Source organism: Pseudomonas sp. H26/SER47-MNA-CIBAN-0231 (assembly GCF_040310465.1).
Classification (GTDB): Bacteria; Pseudomonadota; Gammaproteobacteria; order Pseudomonadales; family Pseudomonadaceae; genus Aquipseudomonas; species Aquipseudomonas atacamensis.
Genome location: NZ_JBEOPW010000014.1, coordinates 120318 through 140248 on the forward strand (window position 1 = coordinate 120318; position 19931 = coordinate 140248).

General features: G+C 60.9%; 17 protein-coding genes. 11 read left to right on the top strand and 6 right to left on the bottom strand.

Going from position 1 to position 19931, the window contains the following annotated elements:
* Positions 1 to 3: 3 nt before the first annotated feature.
* Positions 4 to 777 carry an alpha/beta fold hydrolase gene (locus tag AAEZ10_RS20115; protein ID WP_350570687.1) on the bottom strand — a complete coding sequence of 258 codons (774 nt, stop codon included), beginning with the start codon at positions 775 to 777 and terminating at the stop codon, positions 4 to 6.
* An 88-nt stretch (positions 778 to 865) separates the two neighbouring features.
* Between AAEZ10_RS20115 and AAEZ10_RS20120 the strand changes: the two genes are divergently transcribed.
* Positions 866 to 2305 carry an HD domain-containing phosphohydrolase gene (locus AAEZ10_RS20120; protein WP_350570689.1) on the top strand — a complete coding sequence of 480 codons (1440 nt, stop codon included), beginning with the start codon at positions 866 to 868 and terminating at the stop codon, positions 2303 to 2305.
* Positions 2306 to 2319: 14 nt separating this feature from the next.
* Here AAEZ10_RS20120 and AAEZ10_RS20125 read toward each other — a convergent pair whose 3' ends face one another.
* Positions 2320 to 3219, bottom strand: coding sequence for a LysR family transcriptional regulator (locus AAEZ10_RS20125; protein WP_110645760.1), 900 nt, complete (start codon positions 3217 to 3219; stop codon positions 2320 to 2322).
* Between the two features lie 208 nt (positions 3220 to 3427).
* Between AAEZ10_RS20125 and AAEZ10_RS20130 the strand changes: the two genes are divergently transcribed.
* Positions 3428 to 4204, top strand: a complete 777-nt coding sequence (locus AAEZ10_RS20130; RefSeq protein ID WP_350570691.1) for an SDR family oxidoreductase — start codon at positions 3428 to 3430, stop codon at positions 4202 to 4204.
* A 48-nt stretch (positions 4205 to 4252) separates the two neighbouring features.
* Here AAEZ10_RS20130 and AAEZ10_RS20135 read toward each other — a convergent pair whose 3' ends face one another.
* Positions 4253 to 5146, bottom strand: a complete 894-nt coding sequence (locus tag AAEZ10_RS20135) for a LysR family transcriptional regulator (protein WP_130930042.1) — start codon at positions 5144 to 5146, stop codon at positions 4253 to 4255.
* 95 nt (positions 5147 to 5241) lie between these two features.
* Here AAEZ10_RS20135 and AAEZ10_RS20140 point away from each other — a divergent pair, with 95 nt between their 5' ends.
* Positions 5242 to 6408 (top strand): MFS transporter, encoded by a 1167-nt coding sequence (locus tag AAEZ10_RS20140; RefSeq protein ID WP_016774330.1) that lies wholly within the window; start codon positions 5242 to 5244, stop codon positions 6406 to 6408.
* Positions 6409 to 6420: 12 nt separating this feature from the next.
* On the opposite strand, the gene AAEZ10_RS20145 is transcribed toward AAEZ10_RS20140, so the two are convergent.
* On the bottom strand, positions 6421 to 7596 hold the full coding sequence (locus AAEZ10_RS20145; protein ID WP_016774329.1) for a XylR family transcriptional regulator: 1176 nt from the start codon (positions 7594 to 7596) through the stop codon (positions 6421 to 6423).
* A 175-nt stretch (positions 7597 to 7771) separates the two neighbouring features.
* Between AAEZ10_RS20145 and xylA the strand changes: the two genes are divergently transcribed.
* From xylA to AAEZ10_RS20175, 6 genes are all read left to right on the top strand, one after another.
* Entirely contained in the window at positions 7772 to 9088 is a 1317-nt protein-coding gene (xylA, locus tag AAEZ10_RS20150) for a xylose isomerase (protein WP_110599155.1), read from the top strand.
* A 147-nt stretch (positions 9089 to 9235) separates the two neighbouring features.
* Entirely contained in the window at positions 9236 to 10237 is a 1002-nt protein-coding gene (gene xylF / locus AAEZ10_RS20155) for a D-xylose ABC transporter substrate-binding protein (protein ID WP_110645764.1), read from the top strand.
* Between the two features lie 166 nt (positions 10238 to 10403).
* The gene (gene xylG, locus AAEZ10_RS20160; RefSeq protein WP_350570695.1) at positions 10404 to 11960 is read left to right on the top strand and encodes a D-xylose ABC transporter ATP-binding protein; all 1557 of its coding nucleotides are present in this window, start codon (positions 10404 to 10406) and stop codon (positions 11958 to 11960) included.
* Positions 11961 to 13097, top strand: coding sequence for a sugar ABC transporter permease (locus AAEZ10_RS20165; RefSeq protein ID WP_071171937.1), 1137 nt, complete (start codon positions 11961 to 11963; stop codon positions 13095 to 13097).
* A 524-nt stretch (positions 13098 to 13621) separates the two neighbouring features.
* Positions 13622 to 14296, top strand: a complete 675-nt coding sequence (locus tag AAEZ10_RS20170; RefSeq protein WP_151550634.1) for a cysteine hydrolase family protein — start codon at positions 13622 to 13624, stop codon at positions 14294 to 14296.
* Between the two features lie 13 nt (positions 14297 to 14309).
* Entirely contained in the window at positions 14310 to 15671 is a 1362-nt protein-coding gene (locus tag AAEZ10_RS20175; protein ID WP_350570697.1) for a purine-cytosine permease family protein, read from the top strand.
* A gap of 129 nt (positions 15672 to 15800) precedes the next feature.
* Here the strand turns inward: AAEZ10_RS20175 and AAEZ10_RS20180 are convergent, their stop codons facing one another.
* Both AAEZ10_RS20180 and AAEZ10_RS20185 read right to left on the bottom strand, forming a co-directional pair.
* Positions 15801 to 16883: an alkene reductase gene (locus AAEZ10_RS20180; protein ID WP_350570699.1), complete on the bottom strand. Its 1083-nt coding sequence runs from the start codon at positions 16881 to 16883 to the stop codon at positions 15801 to 15803.
* 28 nt (positions 16884 to 16911) lie between these two features.
* On the bottom strand, positions 16912 to 17652 hold the full coding sequence (locus AAEZ10_RS20185; protein ID WP_110645769.1) for an SDR family oxidoreductase: 741 nt from the start codon (positions 17650 to 17652) through the stop codon (positions 16912 to 16914).
* Between the two features lie 26 nt (positions 17653 to 17678).
* Here AAEZ10_RS20185 and AAEZ10_RS20190 point away from each other — a divergent pair, with 26 nt between their 5' ends.
* A complete protein-coding gene (locus tag AAEZ10_RS20190; RefSeq protein ID WP_350570701.1) occupies positions 17679 to 18704 on the top strand; it encodes a LysR family transcriptional regulator in 1026 nt (341 codons plus the stop codon).
* A 199-nt stretch (positions 18705 to 18903) separates the two neighbouring features.
* On the top strand, positions 18904 to 19899 hold the full coding sequence (dctP, locus tag AAEZ10_RS20195) for a C4-dicarboxylate TRAP substrate-binding protein DctP (protein WP_502947699.1): 996 nt from the start codon (positions 18904 to 18906) through the stop codon (positions 19897 to 19899).
* Positions 19900 to 19931: the final 32 nt, after the last annotated feature.

The window sequence follows — 19931 nt, forward strand, 5'->3', positions numbered from 1 at the left end:
CGATCACTGTTCAGCAACGCTGTGCACGGCCTTGAGAATCACTGCGGCGACCTCGGCCGGCTGCGACTGCTGCGGGACATGGCTGGCGTGCACCTCTGCAAGGCTCGCACCGATACGCTTGGCGGCAGAACGCTGGACGTCGGGATGAATCATCCGGTCTTCGGTAGCGAGCAGGTACCAGGACGGCTTGGTTTTCCAGGACGAAACGGTGGTTTTATCTTCGAAAGCCGAGGCCTTGATCGGCCCTTGCGTGGCGGTCATGACGGCGGTCTGCGCGGCCGGCAGATCCTGAGCGAAGTCCTTGGCCATGCCTTCAGCGGTGAGATAGAGGAAGCCGTTACCGTCGGCCTTGATCTGACTGATGCCCGGCGGCGTCGGCGCACCTTTGCCCTGTTCGCCACTGGTTTGCCCGGCGTCTGGCGCGAAGGCGGCGACATACACCAGCGCGCTGACTTTCTGGTCGTTACCGGCTTCGGTAATCACCGTGCCGCCCCACGAGTGACCGACCAGCACCACCTTGCCCTGCTGGTTGTTCAGCGCGCGGCGCGTGGCGGCAACGTCATCGGCCAGCGAGGTGAGCGGATTTTGCACAACGGTAACGGCCACGCCTTGGGCTTGCAGCAGTGGCACCACTTTGGCCCAGTCGGAACCGTCGGCGAAGGCGCCGTGTACGATTACCACCGAAGGCGTTGTATCCTGCGCATGGCTGGCGCCGGCCATGAAGGTACTGGCCAGGGCAAAGGCGACGGTGGCGAATTTCGATTTGATTGTTTTCATTGGATGAGCTCCTGTTCGGGAGTTCAGAGTGTGCTGGCCGGACTGCGATGTGGGCATCGGTCAATTATCCGACCCCGGGGCATTTTTCATGGATAGTGGCTTGCAACTGGACATCTCACTGGACGGCGCACTGGCAACCATCGCCCAGGTCGGCGACCTCAGCATGGGGCAACCGCTCGGTCACTCCCGGCGCGTTGCCGCTTTGGCGCGGATGCTCGCGCAGGCATGCCACGGCGCCGGTGAGCATTTGCAGGTTGCAGAGCAGATTGCCTTGCTGCGCTGGTCTGGGTGCACGGCCAACGCCGAAGGCTTTGCCGACCTGCTGGGCGACGACGTCGATGGTCGCCGCGCAATGCTCGATCTGACCCTGGGCAGTGAGCAGATGAACGCGGTGCATCAGGCAACCCCGCTGGCCGTGGTGCACTGTGAAGTGTCCGGTGCAATCGCCAAAACCCTCCAGCTCGGAACCGCCGTCGAAGCGGGCCTGTGTCGGGTGTTCGAAACCTACGACGGCACTGGCCGACCGCTCGGCGTGGCGCATGAACATATCCCGGAAGTCGCCTATCAGGTGGTCATGGCCGGTGATCTGGACATTCTCACCCGCGCCCATGGCCTGGACGCGGCGCTGCGCTGGATCAGCGAGCAGTCGGATCGGCGCTATCCCGCATCGCTGGTGTCGTTGCTGGTGGCCAATGCCAAGGCCTGGCTGGCTGATCTGGAAACGCTTTGCACAAAAGTTGAAGCCGCGCCTGAGCAGCGTCATGTCTCACTGACTTTGGTCGGAGACGTCATTGACTTGAAGCTGCCTTGGCTAGCCGGGCATTCGCGTCAGGTCGCCCATGTCGCCGTGGAAGCTGCGCGCCTGTGGGGGCTGGGTGAGCCGACGCTGACAGACATTGGCAAGTCCGCGCTGATTTACGGTCTCGGCCGCGCAGCCGTTTCCAATCATCTTTGGAATAGCCCAGGGCCGCTGCCCTACGGTGCGGCAGAGCGAGTGCGCCTGGTGCCTTACTGGACGCAACAGGCGCTCCGACCGGTAGCGGAATTGGCCGCGCCCGCCGAGATAGCCACCCACGCTTATGAACGGCTCGATGGCAGCGGCTATTTTCGCGGCGTGGCGGGTGATGCACTGAATGCCGAACATCGGCTGTTCGCCACCTCGGTCGCCTGGGTAGCGTTGAGGCAAGCCCGGCCATGGCGAACAGCCCACGACGAAGCCGCAGCAGCCACGCTACTCAGACAGGATGCTGGCCGTGGCCTGTTCGACAACGATGTCTGCGAAGCGGTCATCGCCGCCGCCAGTGGCGAGCGCCGCCTGCGGCAACCCAAGCCTTCGCTGCTGACAGCCCGTGAGTGCCGCATTCTTCTGGAGATCAGCCGTGGCGCCAGCAACAAACAAGTCGCGCAACTGTTGGCTATCAGTCCGAGCACGGTACGCACGCACATGGAAAGCATCTTTCGCAAATTGCAATGCTCGACCCGTGCAGCCGCCACTCTGAAGGGGCTGACGATGGGCTTGATCGCCTGAATACCGTGCCGGGGTCAAGCCTGACTGGCGCGCGCCAACTCAATGAATGCCCTGGCGGCCGCAGAGGGATTGCGGCGGTTCGGGTAGTACAGGCACAACCTGTCTCGGGGCGGCGTCCAGTCCTTGAGTACCTGTACGAACTCGCCGGTGCGGATTTCGTCACGAACGTCCTGCTCCATGAAAAAGCCCAGCCCCATGCCCGCCTGCACCGCGACCTTGACCACGCTCGATTCATCCAGCGTAAGCGGACCGTTCACATCAAGACGGGTAACTTCTCCGTCCCGCTCGAAATACCAGGGGAAAATCGCCCCGTTCGGTAGTCGCACACGGATACATTGATGCCCGAGCAGCTCGGACGGCGTGCGCGGTTTGCCATGTTGTGCAAAATACCCCGGCGAACCGACCACCGCGTAACGTTGCGGCGGGCCGACAGGCACCACAATCACATCGTTGGGCACCAGGCCTGCCGAGCGCACGCCGAAATCGAAGCCGTCAGCCACGATATCCACCAGCCGGCCTTCGGTCACAAGGTCAATGTGGACTTTCGGATGCTGCTGCAAAAACTCGATCACCAGTGGCAGCAGCGCCGAACGCGCAGCGCTGGCGAAGGCGTTGATGCGCAACGTGCCCGAGGGTCCGGCGTTTTGCGAGCGCACTGCATCGAGTGCCGCACGCAAATCCTGCAAGGCTGGCCCCACCTGTTCGAGAAACACTCTCCCCGCTTCGGTGATGGCGACGCTACGGGTCGTGCGGTTGAACAGTCGCGATTCGAGGCGCGCTTCCAGTTGCGCAATGGTGTTGCTCAGCGCGGTGGTGGAGACGTCGAGATCAATGGCGGCCTGGCGAAACGACCCCCTTCGCGCCACGGCTATGACAGCGTCCAGTTCATTGAGGGCCAAGCGATCCTGAACCATGGATTGTCCTTATTTTCGGGATAGGTCATTAAGGTTTGTCCCAGTTGAACAAACTATCTGCGGCCCAGCAAGATGACTCCAGTTAATCAATCAGGAGTCAGCCAATGAACCTTCAACTTCCCGCCTTCGTGCAGACGTATGTCACGGTTAACAATGCGAACAAAATCTACGACGCGATCCATCAGTTCCGAGCGCTGGAGATCTCGCCATGCTGAATTCAGGATTGACTGGCAAACGGGTGCTCGTCACTGGCGGCACCAAGGGAATCGGCAAAGCAGTGGTCGAGTGGTTCCTCGCCGAGGAGGCAAAGGTCATCACTTCGGCTCGGCAAGTGGACGTCGAAATGCCGGGCGCACTGCTGGTTGCGGCTGATCTTTCGACACGGGAAGGTTGTGATGCACTCATCGCTGCGGTCGAACAGCAACTGGGCGGCGTCGACATAGTGATCCATGTCCTGGGTGGCTCGTCGGCCCCCGGTGGTGGTTTTGCAGCGCTGGACGAGGAGCAGTGGCAACGCGAGCTCAACCTGAATCTGCTGCCGGCGGTGCGCCTTGATCGCGCCCTGCTGCCGGACATGCTCGAGCGTCGTAATGGCGTGGTGATCCATGTCACATCCATCCAGAGTCGGCTGCCACTGCCGGAATCAACGACGGCGTACGCGGCGGCCAAGGCTGCGCTGTCAACCTACAGCAAAAGCCTGTCGAAAGAAGTGTCACCCAAGGGGGTTCGCGTCGTGCGGGTATCGCCGGGCTGGGTTGAAACCGAAGCGTCGGTGGCATTCGCCGAGCGACTCGCGCAGGAGGCAGGCACTGACTATCAGGGTGGCAAGGACATCATCATGCAAGCCTTGGGCGGTATCCCGCTCGGCCGCCCATCGACGCCAGCTGAAGTGGCTGAGCTGATCGGGTTTGTGGCGTCGCCGCGAGCGGCTTCGATCACAGGAAGTGAATTTGTTATCGACGGCGGGACCATCCCGACAATCTAGCCGCCAGCCTGCGGGTCAAGGATGACTCGCTGAATCCGACCGGCACGCTTACATCCGATGCTGCTCCAGCAAAAAATCCACAAACAAGCGCACCCGCACCGGCATCGCCGCGCCGCCGACGAACACCGCATGAATCGGTTCCTCATCGCCCGGGTTAAAAGCTTGGAGCAGCGGGATCAGCGTGCCGCGCTGCAAGTCTTCCCTGACGGTGAACTCGCCAATCCGTGCAACGCCTGCGCCGAGTCTGGCGAACTGGGCCAGTGCTTCGCCGCTGCTGCATTCGATGTTGCCGCTGACTTTCAGCGAGAACTCCTTGCCGTCGCGGATGAACGGCCAGTTGGCTTCGGCGCGGCGGAAGTTGAAGCGCAGGCAGTTGTGCTTGAGCAGGTCTTCCGGTTCGAGAGGTGTGCCGTGACGTTTCAGATAGTCGGACGATGCGACCACGACTTGGCCGGTGTGGCCGAGTCGGCGTGCGGTCAACGGGCTGTCGGGCAGATGGCCGAAGCGGATCGCGACGTCCGCCTGGCCGGCGAGGATGTCGACGACTTCGTCGCCGAGGCTGAGGTCGACGACGATGTTCGGGTAACGGGCGGTGAAGGCTGCGACCAGCGGCACAATGGTCAGCCGTCCATGGCCAAGGGCGGCACTGACACGCAAGCGGCCCTTGGGTACGCCTTGATCGGTGATGGCCCCTTCGACCTCGTCCATGTCGGCGAGAATCCGCCGGGCACCGCGCAGGAAGGCCTCGCCCTCGGCGGTAAACGTCAGCGCGCGGGTCGTGCGCAGCAACAGACGAGTGCCGAGTCGCTGTTCGGCGCGGGCGATGATCCGACTGACCGCCGAAGGCGTCAGCCCCAACGCGCGCGCAGCCGCTGAGAGGCTGCCCTCCTGCGCCACGGTGACGAACACGCTCATTTCCCCTGATCTGCCGTTGAAGTCCATTCGTGCCTCTTACGCAAAGGTGATTGCCAAAATCGCCATCTACCGCCTGAAAACGATGGATCGTAGCATTGGCGGCATAGATGAGGAGACTTTCCATGCGTATCAATCCACCACTTGTTGCACTCGCCGTCGGCGCCTTTGGCATCGGCGTCACCGAGTTCGCGCCGATGGGCATGTTGCCCGGCATCGCCGCCGATCTCGGCGTTTCCATTCCAGCTGCGGGGTTGTTGGTCAGTGCCTACGCCTTGGGCGTTCTGCTCGGCGCGCCGCTGATGACTCTGACCACTGGCAAGATCCCCCGGCGCTATCTGCTGATCGGGCTGATGGCGATTTTCACCCTGGGTAACCTGATGTCGGCGCTGGCTACCGACTACTACAGCCTGATGGTCGCCAGGGTGATCACCTCGCTCAATCACGGCGCATTCTTTGGGGTCGGCTCCGTGGTCGCCGCCAGCGTGGTCGCGCCGGAAAAACGCGCCGGCGCCGTGGCGGCAATGTTCATGGGCCTGACGTTGGCGACTATCGGCGGTGTGCCGCTGGCAGCCTGGTTTGGTGAACTGTTTGGCTGGCGCACCGCGTTCTGGGGCATTACCGGCCTCGGCGTGCTGACCATGATCGCCTTGTGGTTCGCCCTGCCCAATCTGAAAGCAGAGCAAGGCGCGGGTGCGCTGGCGGAAATACGGGTATTGGGCCGAGGTCCGGTACTGGCCGCGCTGGCCCTGACCGTGGTTGGCTCAAGTGCGATGTTCACGGTGTTCACTTACATCGCGCCGATCCTCAGCAGCGAGACCCACGCCTCCGCCGCGTTCATCACCGCCATGCTGGTGTTGTTCGGAATCGGTTTGACCCTGGGCAATATGTGGGGTGGCAAGGCTGCCGACCGTTCGATCGACCGCACCCTGATCGTGTCGCTGAGCGCATTGATTGTGGTTTTGCTCGCATTCACTGTGCTGATGCGCTGGCCGCTGCCGGCCGCGGTGGCCATTCTGATCTGGGGTATCGCCAGCTTCGCTCTGGTGCCGCCGCTGCAGATGCGCGTGATGGAAGCCGCCAAGGACGCGCCGAATCTCGCTTCGGCGGTGAACATCGGCGCGTTCAATTTCGGCAACGCGATCGGCGCGGCGCTGGGTGGCGCGGTGATCAATGCCGGGCTGGGTTATCCGGCGATTTCCCTGGCCGGCGCGGCGATGGCTGGTCTGGGCCTGCTGATGGTGCTGACGTTCGCCTGGCGCTCCAGAGCCAGTGCCGCTGCGCTGGCGTAAGTCTTCGCAGCGCTATGCGCCGCCCTGCTGATACTCGCGGGGCGTGCAGCCGAACTCGCGACGGAACACCGTGTGCAGATATTGCGCAGACTTGAAGCCGCAGGCCTGGGCAATATCGGCAATCGCCGCATCGGTGTTCTTCAAACCGCTGGTAGCCGCCGCCAGTTTGAAACGCAGAATCTCATCATGCACGCTGCAACCGCGCTCAGCGCGGAAATGCGCTTCCAGCGATGAGCGCGACACGCCGACATAGGCCGCCACTTGCGCGGTCTTGATGCCTTGGCAGGCATATTGGCGGATGAACAGCAGCGCTTGCATGACGTAGGGATTGCCCAGCGGTTGATGCAAGCTCGATACCTGCACATTGACCGCATCAGGCGGAATCAGAATCTGCGTGCCGGTGGACGGCATGCCGTGGAGCATCTGGTGCAGCAATTGCGCGGCGGTGCGGCCCATGGTTTCGGTGCCCTGAATCACCGAACTCAGCGGTACACGCGTCAGGCTGCGGGTCAGCGGGTCGTTGTCGATGCCGATCAGCGCGACCTGCTCCGGCACGGCGATGCCGGCGGTCAGGCAGGCTTGCAGCAACTGCCGGGCACGGGCGTCGCTGACGGCGATAATGCCGATCGGTTTGGGCAGGCTGTGCAGCCAGGCGATCAGTTGCTCGACGGCGCTGTCCCACAGCGGCGCGCTGGTGCCCATGCCGCGATAGATCTCGGCGTGCAGGCCGTCGCGCTGCATCAGTTTGCGAAAGGCTTTTTCCCGCTCCTGCGCCCAGCGATTGGCCTGCGCTTCCGGCAGGCTGAAACAGGCAAAGCGCTGCAACCCCGCCTCGACCAGATGCGAGTAAGCCAGGGTGATCAATGCGTTGTTGTCAGTGGCAACGTAGGGAATCGCTTTTGGATAAGCGCGTGCATCCTCGTAGGAACCGCCCACCGCCACCACCGGCAAATGAATGTCGGCCAGCGCCTCGCCAATCAGCGGATCGTCGAAGTCGGCAATGATCCCGTCGCCCTGCCAGCGCTCGATGCCTTTCAAGCGGCAGAGAAAATCCTCTTCCAGAAACAGGTCCCAGGAAGCGCGGGTGCTGCTCAGGTAGTTGCCAATGCCGCTGATGATGCCACGGTCGTAGATCTTGCTGCCGTTGAACAACAGGGCGATGCGGTGCACGGGCGGTAGGCTTTTCATTGTTTTTAGGCTGTTCCGGGTCGCTTCGTCGCGGCGACGATGGACACAGACTAGGCCTGCGAGCGCTGAAGCTCAATACGCAAAATCGCACTCGCAGTTGAGGCTTTTCATAATCAGCGGGCACGGGGGCGTTGCTAGTATCGAGACACCGCCAAGAACAACAAGGACAAGGTCCATGCAGTACTTCCCCAATATCGAGCCGGTTCGCTACGAAGGCCCGAACAGTGATTCGCCCCTCGCATTCCGTCACTACGACGCCGACAAACTGATCCTCGGCAAACCCATGCGCGAACACCTGCGCATGGCCGCCTGCTACTGGCACACCTTTGTCTGGCCGGGCTCCGACGTGTTCGGTGCCGGCACCTTCAAACGCCCCTGGCAACGCAGTGGCGAACCGATGGAACTGGCCATCGGCAAGGCTCAAGCCGCATTCGAGTTCTTCAGCAAACTGGGCATCGATTACTACTGCTTTCACGACACGGACGTCGCCCCCGAAGGCAATTCGCTGAAGGAGTACCGCGAACACTTCGCACAAATGGTCGATCGCCTCGAACAGCACCAGGAACAAAGCGGCATCAAGCTGCTCTGGGGCACCGCCAACTGCTTCAGCAATCCGCGTTTTGCCGCCGGCGCTGCGAGCAATCCCGATCCGGAAGTGTTCGCCTGCGCCGCCGCGCAAGTGTTCAGCGCAATGAACGCAACCCATCGGCTCAAGGGCTCCAACTACGTGCTATGGGGCGGTCGCGAAGGCTACGAAACCCTGCTCAATACCGACCTGAAACGTGAGCGCGAACAACTCGGGCGCTTCATGCGCATGGTGGTCGAGCACAAGCACAAGATCGGTTTCACCGGTGACCTGCTGATCGAACCCAAGCCGCAGGAGCCGACCAAGCACCAGTACGATTACGACAGCGCTACGGTATTCGGCTTCCTCCAGCAGTACGGCCTGGAGAAGGAAATCAAGGTCAACATCGAGGCCAACCACGCGACCCTGGCCGGCCATAGCTTTCATCACGAAATCGCCACCGCCGCCTCGCTGGGAATTTTCGGCAGCATCGACGCCAACCGTGGCGATCCGCAGAACGGCTGGGACACCGACCAGTTCCCCAACAGCGTCGAAGAAATGACCCTGGCGACCTATGAAATCCTCAAGGCCGGCGGTTTCAAGAATGGCGGTTTCAACTTCGACTCCAAGGTGCGCCGGCAGAGCCTCGACGAGATCGACCTGTTCCACGGCCACGTCGGCGCCATGGATGTTCTTGCCCTGTCGCTGGAACGCGCCGCCGCGATGGTTGAGAACGATCAACTGCAAGTGCTCAAGGATCAACGCTACGCCGGCTGGCGTCAGCCGTTCGGGCAAGCGGTGATGGCGGGCGACTTCAATCTCGAGTCGCTGGCCGAGCACGCGTTTACCAACGAGCTGAACCCGCAAGCCGTCAGTGGCCGTCAGGAAATGCTCGAAAACATCGTCAACCGCTATCTCTATCGCTGATCGCCGAGACCCTCTGCCGACGCAACGACGCTGTGACAATTGCACGACAATTCTGTGCCTGCTGCGTCGGCAGATTCTCTACAGTTCTACCAGCCCGATTCATCGTCAGGCCGTGTCTTTCCAACAAAAATAAAAGGACGCACCACCATGAAGAACTTGAAACGTACGCTGTTGGCCAGTGCCCTGGCGTTGTTGGCCCTGCCGGTAATGGCCGACGCCACCCACCCGAAAATCGGTTTCTCCATTGACGATCTGCGTCTGGAACGCTGGTCGCGCGACCGCGATTACTTCGTCGCGGCGGCGGAAAAAATGGACGCCAAAGTCTTCGTGCAATCGGCGGACGCCAACGAGCAGAAGCAGATTTCCCAGATCGAAAACCTCATCTCTCGCGGCGTCGACGTGATCGTCATCGTGCCGTTCAACGCGACAGTGCTGACCAACGCCGTGGCCGAGGCGAAGAAAGCCGGGATCAAAGTGGTGTCTTACGACCGGCTGATTCTCAACGCCGATGTCGACGCCTATATCTCCTTCGATAACGAAAAGGTCGGCGAAATGCAGGCCGGCGGCGTGCTGAAAGCGGCGCCCAAGGGTAATTACTTCTTGCTGGGTGGCGCGCCCACCGACAACAACGCCAAGATCCTCCGTGAAGGCCAGATGAAGGTGCTGCAACCGGCCATCGACAAGGGCGACATCAAGATCGTTGGCCAGCAGTGGGTCAAGGAATGGAACCCGACCGAAGCGCTGAGCATCGTCGAAAACGCCCTGACCCGTAACAACAACAAAATCGACGGCATCGTCGCCTCCAACGACGCCACCGCAGGCGGCGCCATCCAGGCATTGGCCGCGCAGCAACTGGCCGGCAAGGTGCCGATTTCCGGTCAGGACGCCGACCTCGCAGCGGTCAAACGCGTGATCGCCGGCACGCAAACCATGACCGTGTACAAACCGCTGAAACTCATCGCCTCGGAAGCGGCCAAGCTCTCGGTGCAACTGGCACGCAACGAGAAACCCGCCTACACCTCGCAGTACGACAACGGCAGCAAAAAGGTCGACACCATCTTGCTCACGCCAACGCCGTTGACCAAGGACAACATCGACTTGCTCGAGCAGGACGGCTTCTACACCAAGGCGCAGATTGCCGGGAAATAACCAGAGCCCAAATCTCTGGTTATGCAAAGAACCCTGTGGGAGCGAGCTTGCTCGCGAAGGCGGTGTATCAGTCAGCGATGCATTGCTTGAACTGACGCTTTCGCGAGCAAGCTCGCTCCCACAAGGGCTCTTTGGTGTTCATGTCCCTGGTATACGAGCCTTTTCCATGTCCGACTATCTGCTGCAAATGAACGGCATCGTCAAAACCTTCGGCGGTGTCAAAGCGCTCAACGGCATCGACATCAAGGTCCGGCCCGGTGAATGCGTGGGCCTGTGCGGCGAGAATGGCGCCGGCAAGTCGACGCTGATGAAGATCCTTTCGGCGGTCTATCCCCATGGCACCTGGGACGGTGAAATCCTCTGGGACGGGCAACCGCTCCGGGCGCAATCGATCAGCGAAACCGAGGCCGCCGGCATCGTCATCATCCATCAGGAACTGACCCTGGTTCCGGATCTGTCGGTGGCGGAAAACATCTTCATGGGCCATGAGCTGACGCTGCCCGGCGGGCGCATGAACTACCCGGCGATGATCCACCGCGCCGAAGCCTTGATGCGTGAATTGAAAGTGCCGGACATGAACGTGTCGCTGCCGGTTTCGCAGTACGGCGGCGGTTATCAGCAACTGGTGGAAATCGCCAAGGCCCTGAACAAACAGGCGCGTCTGCTGATTCTCGACGAACCCTCCTCGGCCCTGAGCCGCTCGGAAATCGAAGTGCTGCTCGACATCATCCGCGACCTCAAAGCCAAGGGCGTCGCCTGCGTCTACATCTCGCACAAACTCGATGAAGTCGCCGCCGTGTGCGACACCATTTCGGTGATCCGCGACGGCAAACACATCGCCACCACCGCCATGGCCGACATGGACATTCCACAGATCATCACGCAGATGGTCGGCCGCGAAATGAGCAACCTTTATCCCAGCGAGCCGCACGAGATTGGCGAGGTGATTTTCGAAGCGCGCCACATTACTTGCTACGACGTCGACAACCCCAAGCGCAAAAGGGTCGACGACATCTCCTTCAGCCTCAAGCGCGGCGAGATACTTGGCATTGCCGGGCTGGTCGGGGCCGGCCGCACCGAGCTGGTCACCGCACTGTTCGGCGCTTACCCCGGCCGCCACGAGGGCGAAGTCTGGCTGGACGGCCAGCCAATCGACACGCGCACGCCGCTGAAAGCGATCCGCGCCGGCCTGTGCCTGGTGCCCGAAGACCGCAAGCGCCAAGGCATCATTCCGGATCTCGGTATCGGTCAGAACATCACCCTCGCCGTGCTCGAGAGCTATTCGAAAATGACCCGCATCGATGCCGAAGCCGAACTGGGCTGCATCGACCGGGAAATCTCCCGTCTGCATCTGAAGACCGCAAGTCCGTCCCTGCCGATCACCAGCCTGTCTGGCGGCAATCAGCAGAAAGCCGTGCTGGCGAAAATGCTGCTGGCGAAACCGCGCGTACTGATTCTCGACGAGCCGACCCGAGGCGTGGATGTCGGCGCCAAGTACGAGATCTACAAGTTGATGGGCGCGCTGGCCGCCGAAGGGGTGTCGATCATCATGGTTTCGTCGGAACTGGCCGAAGTACTCGGCGTCTCCGACCGCGTATTGGTGATCGGCGAAGGCCAGTTGCGCGGCGACTTCGTCAACCATGAGCTGACCCAGGAACAGGTACTCGCCGCCGCCCTCAGCCAGCCCGGCAGCCATAACAATAATGATCGGAAAACCGCGTAAATGAATCAGGTCAAACAACTGTTCACCCGCTACAAGATGCTCGCGCTGGTATTTGCCGTGGTGCTGATCTGGCTGTTCTTCAGCTGGCAGACCGAGGGCGGCTTCCTCACCCCGCGCAACCTCTCCAACCTGCTGCGGCAGATGTCGATCACCGGAATCCTCGCCTGCGGCATGGTGCTGGTGATCATCAGCGGCGAGATCGATTTGTCGGTGGGCTCATTGCTCGGCCTGCTCGGTGGCCTCGCGGCGATACTCGACGTGGTCTACCACATTCCGCTGCTGGCGAATCTCAGTCTGGTCGCCCTGTGCGGCCTGATGATCGGCCTCGCCAACGGCTACATGGCGGCGTACTTGCGCATACCGTCCTTTATCGTCGGCCTGGGCGGCATGTTGGCGTTTCGCGGCATTTTGCTGGGGATCACCGGCGGCACCACCATCGCCCCGGTTTCGCCGGAACTGGTCTACGTCGGCCAGGGTTATCTGCCCCACGCGATCGGCACTGGTTTGGGGATTGTGCTGTTCGTGCTGACGATTTTTCTGACCTGGAGACAGCGCCGCAACCGCGCCCTGCATGGCCTGGCGGCGCATTCGCTGGTGCGTGATGTTGTGCGCGTGCTGGTGATCGGCGCGGTGCTGGCCGGTTTCGTCCAGACCCTCAACAGCTATGACGGCATTCCCGTGCCGGTGCTGCTGTTGCTGATTCTGCTCGGTGTGTTCAGCTACGTCACCAGCCAGACCGTGTTCGGCCGCCGGGTCTATTCGGTCGGCAGCAACATGGAAGCCACGCGCCTGTCCGGCATCAATGTGCAAGCGGTCAAGCTGTGGATCTTCGGCATCATGGGCGTGATGTGCGCCCTCGCCGGCGTGGTCAACACCGCACGCCTCGCCGCCGGCTCACCGTCCGCCGGCAGCATGGGCGAACTCGACGCCATCGCCGCCTGCTTCATCGGCGGCACCTCCATGCGCGGCGGCTCCGGCACCGTCTACGGCGCCCTCCTCGGCGCGCTGGTGATCACCAGCCTCGATAACGGCATGTCCATGCTCGACGTGGATAGCTACTGGCAGATGATCGTCAAGGGCAGCATTCTGGTGTTGGCGGTCTGGGTGGATGTGAGTACGCGCACGGCGCGGCGTTGATCGCGGCAAACCTGGAGGGATCTGCTTCAAAAGGGAGCAAGAACGCAAGCCGCTGCTACGCTACGTAACACAATATTATGGAATACCAGATACCAAAAAACGCTGTTTCAAACGCTTGGTCCGCTCTGGCTCAATGGCTTCGAAGGCCTTGCACAGCTTGGCCCGTATCTTGCTCCTCCAGTGCATATCGCGCTCAAGGTCTATGGCCATGCCTGTATCCTCCGCACAATTCGGCGACGCTCACACCCGCTCTTCAAGCGCGGCGTGTGCGTTGCCGTGTGCAGCCATGGCGCGTTATCTCCGTCGATTCCGCTCTTCGTCCTCCATCGTGCTGCCGCGGCTGCCATCCTGCGTGAGCGCGAAGCAAAACGGTTTCTGGCAGATAGTCAGGTAACACCTCCCCACGAGAGTCTCTCTCGATCTCTCGCAGTTTCCGCCTTGGCGAATCGCTGCGCACCGTCATTACCGAGTTTCCAGGTGAGTCCCTCCGGCTCGCCCGGCGCTCTGCATCCGGAACAAACCTGATGAACCAAGACACCGCCTTGCTTGTGATCGATATGCAAAAGGAAGATGGCTTCCCGCTCGAACGCTTCGATCAAGTGGTCGATAACGCCGCGTCCCTGATCGATCGCGCTCGCCAGTTGCATATCCCGATTTTCTATACCCGCCATGTCAACGACGCTCCGGGCCGCGATCTGGCGCTGGGCGAACCGGTAGACGACCAAGGCAGGCCAACGACTTACCGCACCGGCACATCAGCGATCGAGATCATTGACGCCCTGGCGCCTCGAGACGCTGACGTCGTCATCGATAAACGCCGCTACAGCGCCTTCCACGGCACCCGTTTGGCTCAGATGCTCAACCGCCGAGGCATCAAGCACCTGGTGGTCATCGGCGTGCTGACGGATGTGTGTGTCATGAGCAGTCTGTTCGACGCCTATCAGCACGACTTCCAGATCAGCCTTGTCGCTGACGCCTGTAGTGCGACTACAGAGGGAGCGCATTACTCGGCACTGTTCATCCTTTCCAACTGGCTGTACGGGCTGGAGCTCTTCACCACCGAGCAATTGTCGAGACGCTGGAACAACGAGCCGGCAACATCGCTTCGAACCGCAGAACCCGATCACCTCGCCTTCCAGCCAGATGAATTCCCACAAGTCGTAGCGCGCTTTCAACGCCGCCTCGTCGACGCCTGCTGAACGGAGAACAGACATGAAAGTTGAAAAACGCAGCATCGACTTTATCCCAGAGAGCGAGCGTCACGGTCGGCCACGTTCCCTGTTCTTCGTCTGGTTTGGTGCCAACGCCAACATCACCACGGTAGCGGCTGGAGTGTTGCCCATCAGCCTGGGACTCAATCTTTTCTGGAGTGCGCTATCGATTCTTATCGGTTCGCTGATTGGTGCAATCTTCATGGCTTCGCACTCCGCGCAGGGGCCGAGACTGGGTATTCCGCAGATGATCCAGAGCCGGGCACAATTCGGGGTTTTCGGCGCCATCGTCCCGCTGCTGTTCGTCATGCTTATTTACTTGGGCTTTTTCGTCAGCAACACGCTGTTGGCTGCTCAGGCGGTGAGCGACCTGAGCCCGTTGAGCACCGCTGGCAACATCGCTCTGCTGGGCGCGGCATGCTTCCTGGTCGCGCTGTTCGGCTACCAATTGATTCATCGCGTGCAGAAGCTGCTTTCGCTGATTTCGATTGCGGTGTTCGGCATCGCCACCCTGCTCGCCCTCGCGCTGCCGATAGAGACCGGCCAATGGACCGCGCAGGGTTTCAATCTGGTCAGCTTCCTCGCCTCCGTCAGCATCGCGGTCACTTGGCAATTGTCCTACGCACCTTACGTGGCGGACTACTCTCGCTATTTGCCGAGCGCCACATCCACCCGCCAAGTGTTCTGGTACAGCTATGCCGGTACCGTGATCGGTGGAAGCTGGATGATGTTGTTAGGCGCCGTACTGGCCAAGGGCATGGTGGGGTTCTCCGATAACGTCGGGCTGCATCTGATAGGCCTGCTCGGAGGAGGCACCCTGCTGATGGTGGCATTCGTGCTTTACGGCCAGATCGCCATCAACGTGTTCAACCTGTATGGCGCTTTCATGTCGACGGTCACGATGATCGAGCCTTTCTCTGCGCTCAAAATCACCCCGTCTGTACGTGCGGGATTCCTGCTGATCATCTGCACGACCGCTACCGGTTTATGCACTCTGGCGCAGGACGACTTTCTACAGTTCTTCCTGAATTTCATCTTTTTCATGAGCTACTTTCTGATCCCCTGGACGGCGATCAATCTTGTCGATTACTACGCGCTGCGCAAAGGCGTTTACCGGATTGCCGACATCTTCGATCCGGCAGGCATCTACGGTCGGGTGAACTGGACAGCAATCGCAGTATTCCTTTGCACCATTGCTCTGGAAATTCCGTTCATGAACACCTCGATGTACGTCGGGCCTGTTGCCACCAGCCTGCAAGGCATCGACCTGGCGTGGGCCGTTGGCTTGCTGTGCCCTGCGTGCGCTTACTACGCCCTCATGCGCCGGCGCGGTTCGCTGTTGATCAAGGCAACGGGAGTCTGACTGAGCAGAGCAGATCTGCTTTCCATACCCGGAGATAGGGGCTGAGGTCTGTCAGCGCAGACGTCAGCCCCCCTTCGGACCAGCGCGCCAAGGCATGCACTGCCTTGGCGACTGGCACTGACGCTCAATTCAAATGCCATCCAGCCCCGGATAATCCACATACCCTTCCCTGCCCTGGCTGAACCACGTGCTCATTTCGCTTTCCACCAATGGCAACTGCCGAGCGAATCGCAGCGGCAAATCTGGATTGGCAATAAACGGCCGTCCAAACGCAATCGCATCGGCGAATCCGGCATCCAGTTGCGCTTGAGCCCTGGCGAAACCGTAATCCGAATTGAGGATCAGCACGCCTTTGAACACTTCGCGGATCGCCCCGGCCAGCGGTGGTCGTTCGGACTTGCCGAAGGTGCCGTCCAGCGGCGGTTCGCGGACTTCCAGATGAGCAATGCCGATCAATGACAGCACTTCGGCGGCGCGGATGAACAGTGTTTCGGGATCACTGTCGCGGATGCCCTGTTCATAGCTGCTTGGGGTCAAGCGCACGCCGGTGCGGTCGGCGCCGATGACGCCAGCAACCGCCTCGGTCACGTCTTTGAGCAAGCGGATACGGTTGTCGATCGAGCCGCCATAGGCATCGCTGCGGAAGTTGTCACTGTCACGCAGGAACTGGTCGATCAGATAGCCGTTGGCGGCGTGGATCTGCACGCCATCGAAACCGGCCTCGATTGCGTTGCGAGTGGCTTGACGGAAATCTTCCAGCAATGCAGGGATTTCTTCCAGGGGTAACGCGCGCGCCGGGGTATACGGCTGCTTGCCTGCATACGTATGCGCCTGCCCCGGCGCGGTGGTGACCGATGCGGAAACCGGCTGGCCGCCGCCAAGGAAACTCGGGTGCACGACCCGGCCCATGTGCCACAGCTGCGCGATGATCCGGCCACCAGCGCCATGCACTGCGTCGGTGACCTTACGCCAGCCGGCGACCTGTTCGGCCGACCAGATGCCCGTCGCGTACGGCCAGCCCAGACCTTGCTGGCTGATGCCGATCGCTTCGGAAATGATCAGGCCGGCGCTGGCGCGCTGGCGGTAATACTCGACCATCATCTCGGTCGGGACGTGCTCACGGGTACCGCGCGCCCGGGTCATCGGCGCCATCAGGATACGGTTGGGCAAATCGAGCGCGCCGAGGCGCAGGGAATCGAATAACGATGTCATGTTCAGGCTCTCAAAAAAGTGGGGTGGGTCAAACCAGGCGTGCGCCGCCGTCGATGTTTAGTACGGCGCCGTTCATGAAGGTGTTGCTCATCAGGAACACCGCTGCCGCACCCGCCTCTGCGGCTGTGCCGAGGCGATGCAGGGGCAGCACCTGCTCAAGAGAAGCGACGAACGCATCACGCCCCTCGCCCAGTGCCTTGCCGAGAATCGGGGTGTTAATCGGGCCGGGCGACAGCGTGTTGACCCGCACGGGTGCCAATTCCAGAGCCAGACCGCGAGCCAGTGCTTCCATCGCTGCCGAGGCGGCGGCGAGCACGGCGGTGCCGTAGGCATTCGGGCGATCAGCCAGAGAGCCGGAGATAAACGTGATCGAGCCGTCTCTTGCCAGCCTGTCGCCAAGAACCCGAATCGCATTGATCGATGCCCAGATGCGTTCATCGAACGCGCGGTGCAGATAATCGAGATCAGCCGCGAGCACGGTGCCAGCCACAAACGAGCCGGCGAGCAGAACGAGGTGATCGACCTTAGGGATATCGGCCAGGGCAGTTTCGAGAGCCTGGCTATCAGTCACGTCGGCCGCGCGCCAGCCATCGAGCCCATGTTCGCTGGCGGCCTGCTCGGCACGTGCGGCGTTCGAACCGATGACGATGACCTTGGCGCCGGCGGCTTTCGCTTGCACCGCAGCGGCAAGGCCAATGCCGGAAGTGCCGCCGAAAATGACCACGGTTTTGTCGTTGAGTGTGGATGGCAGGTTTTGGCTGATGTTCATGCTGAGTCTCCGTCTGGAACACCTGAATGGCGTTCGATGGGCAAAGACTACGGTTTGGAAGCCACATTGATAATTGGGCCGAAAGTCGCTTTACTAGTGCCATGAAGGCACAAATTGGATTGGATCGTTTAACCGGGCTTATCGCCTTTTCACGCGCGGCTTCGCTGGGCAGCTACACGGCTGCCGCTCGAGCATTGTCGGTGTCGCCGTCGGCCATCAGTAAAAGCGTGCAACGACTCGAAGAGCATTTCGGGCTTATGCTGTTTACCCGCACCACCCGCTCGCTGGTACTCACCCCGGAAGGCCGTGATCTTTACGAACGGGCGCTGCGGATTCTGCGCGAAGTCGAAGACATCGATCAGGCCGCCGTCGCCTCCCGCGCCGAGCCTTCGGGGGTATTGAAAGTCACAGCGCCGTTGCCCATCGGATTGAATATCCTCGCGCCAGCCCTGCCGAGGTTTCGCGAGCAATATCCAAATGTGACGGTCGATCTGCGGCTCGGCGATCAATATGCCGACCTCATCGAGCAAGGCATTGATGTCGCGGTTCGGGTTGGCAATCTTGCCGACTCACGTCTCATCTCTCGGCCGCTTGGGCCACATCGAATCGGTGCGTTTGCCTCGCCGGACTATTTGCAGCGCAAGGGTACTCCGCTTACGGCCGAGGATCTCGCCGAGCACGAGTGCGTGAATTTCCGCTATCAAAGCACCGGGCAGACTTTGCGCTGGCCGTATCTGGCCGGAGACAGACAGTTGGAACTGGCACCCGACGCGGCCTTCACCGTTGATGCCAGCGATGCGGTCGCGGCGGTGCTGGCTGCCGGCGGCGGCATCGGTATTTCGCCGCACTACGTCGCGGCGGCGTATGTTCGTCGGGGCGAACTGGTCCCGGTGCTGCCACAGTTCACCGTCGAACGCTTCGCCATTACCGCGCTGTGGCCGGAGAGCCGTCGCGGTAGCCCGAATGTCAAAGCGTTCACGGCGTTCCTGCTTGAACTGTTCCCCGCCACGCCGCCATGGGATCAGGTCATCGAGAATGCGGTGAAACATTGAAGGGAGCTCGCTCGGCTGGATGCATCATGCCAGAGCTCAATGCGCGGATCAGAGTTCGACCTTTCGTTGGTGTTTTACCCTTTCTCGCCAATTCCCCGGCAAATCAGATATTTCTGCCTAGACTTGAACATGTCTCGGCACTTGAACGCGTTCAGCGCGTCGAGCGGTCATCACAATAAAAACAAGAGGAATCACCCAGATGCTCAGATCTCTGTTCAGCGCACTTGCCTGCGCTTTGGCGGTAAGCAGCATGAACCCGGCCATGGCGGCAGACCCGGTGATCATCAAGTTCTCGCATGTGGTCGCTGACCAGACGCCCAAGGGGCAAGGTGCGTTGCTGTTCAAGAAACTGGTCGAGGAACGCTTGCCGGGCAAGGTCAAGGTCGAGGTGTATCCCAACTCCTCGCTCTTTGGTGACGGCAAGGAAATGGAAGCGCTGTTGCTCGGCGATGTGCAGATGATTGCGCCGTCGCTGGCCAAGTTCGAGCAGTACACCAAGACCGTGCAGCTGTTCGACCTGCCCTTCCTCTTCAACGACATCAACGCTGTCGACCGCTTTCAACTGAGCCCGCAAGGTCAGGGCCTGCTCAAATCCATGGAAAGCAAAAACATCACCGGCCTGGCTTATTGGCACAACGGCATGAAACAACTGTCGGCCAACAAACCACTGCGTGTACCGGCGGATGCGCGCGGCCTGAAGTTCCGGGTGCAGGCCTCGGCGGTGCTGGAGGAGCAGTTCAAGGCGGTGCGGGCCAATCCGCGCAAGATGAGTTTTGCCGAGGTATACCAAGGTCTGCAGACCGGTGTGGTCAACGGCGCAGAGAATCCTTACTCGAACATCTACAGCCAGAAGATGCATGAAGTGCAGAAGTACATCACCGAATCCAACCACGGTGTACTGGACTACATGCTGATCACCAACACCAAATTCTGGAACGGCCTGCCACCCGATGTGCGCAGCGAACTGGACAAGATCGTCATGGAAGTCACCACCCACGTGAACAAGGAAGCCCAGCAACTGAACGAGGGTGACAAGCAGCGCATTCTTGCCGCCAAAACCACGGAAATCATCACCCTCACGCCAGAAGAACGTGCGCAATGGCGCGATGCGATGAAACCGGTGTGGAAGAAATTCGAAGGCGAAATCGGCGCTGAGCTGATCTCTGCCGCCGAAGCCGCAAACCAGGCGCAATAATCGCAAGGCAGGCGCCGCTGCGTCGGCGCCTG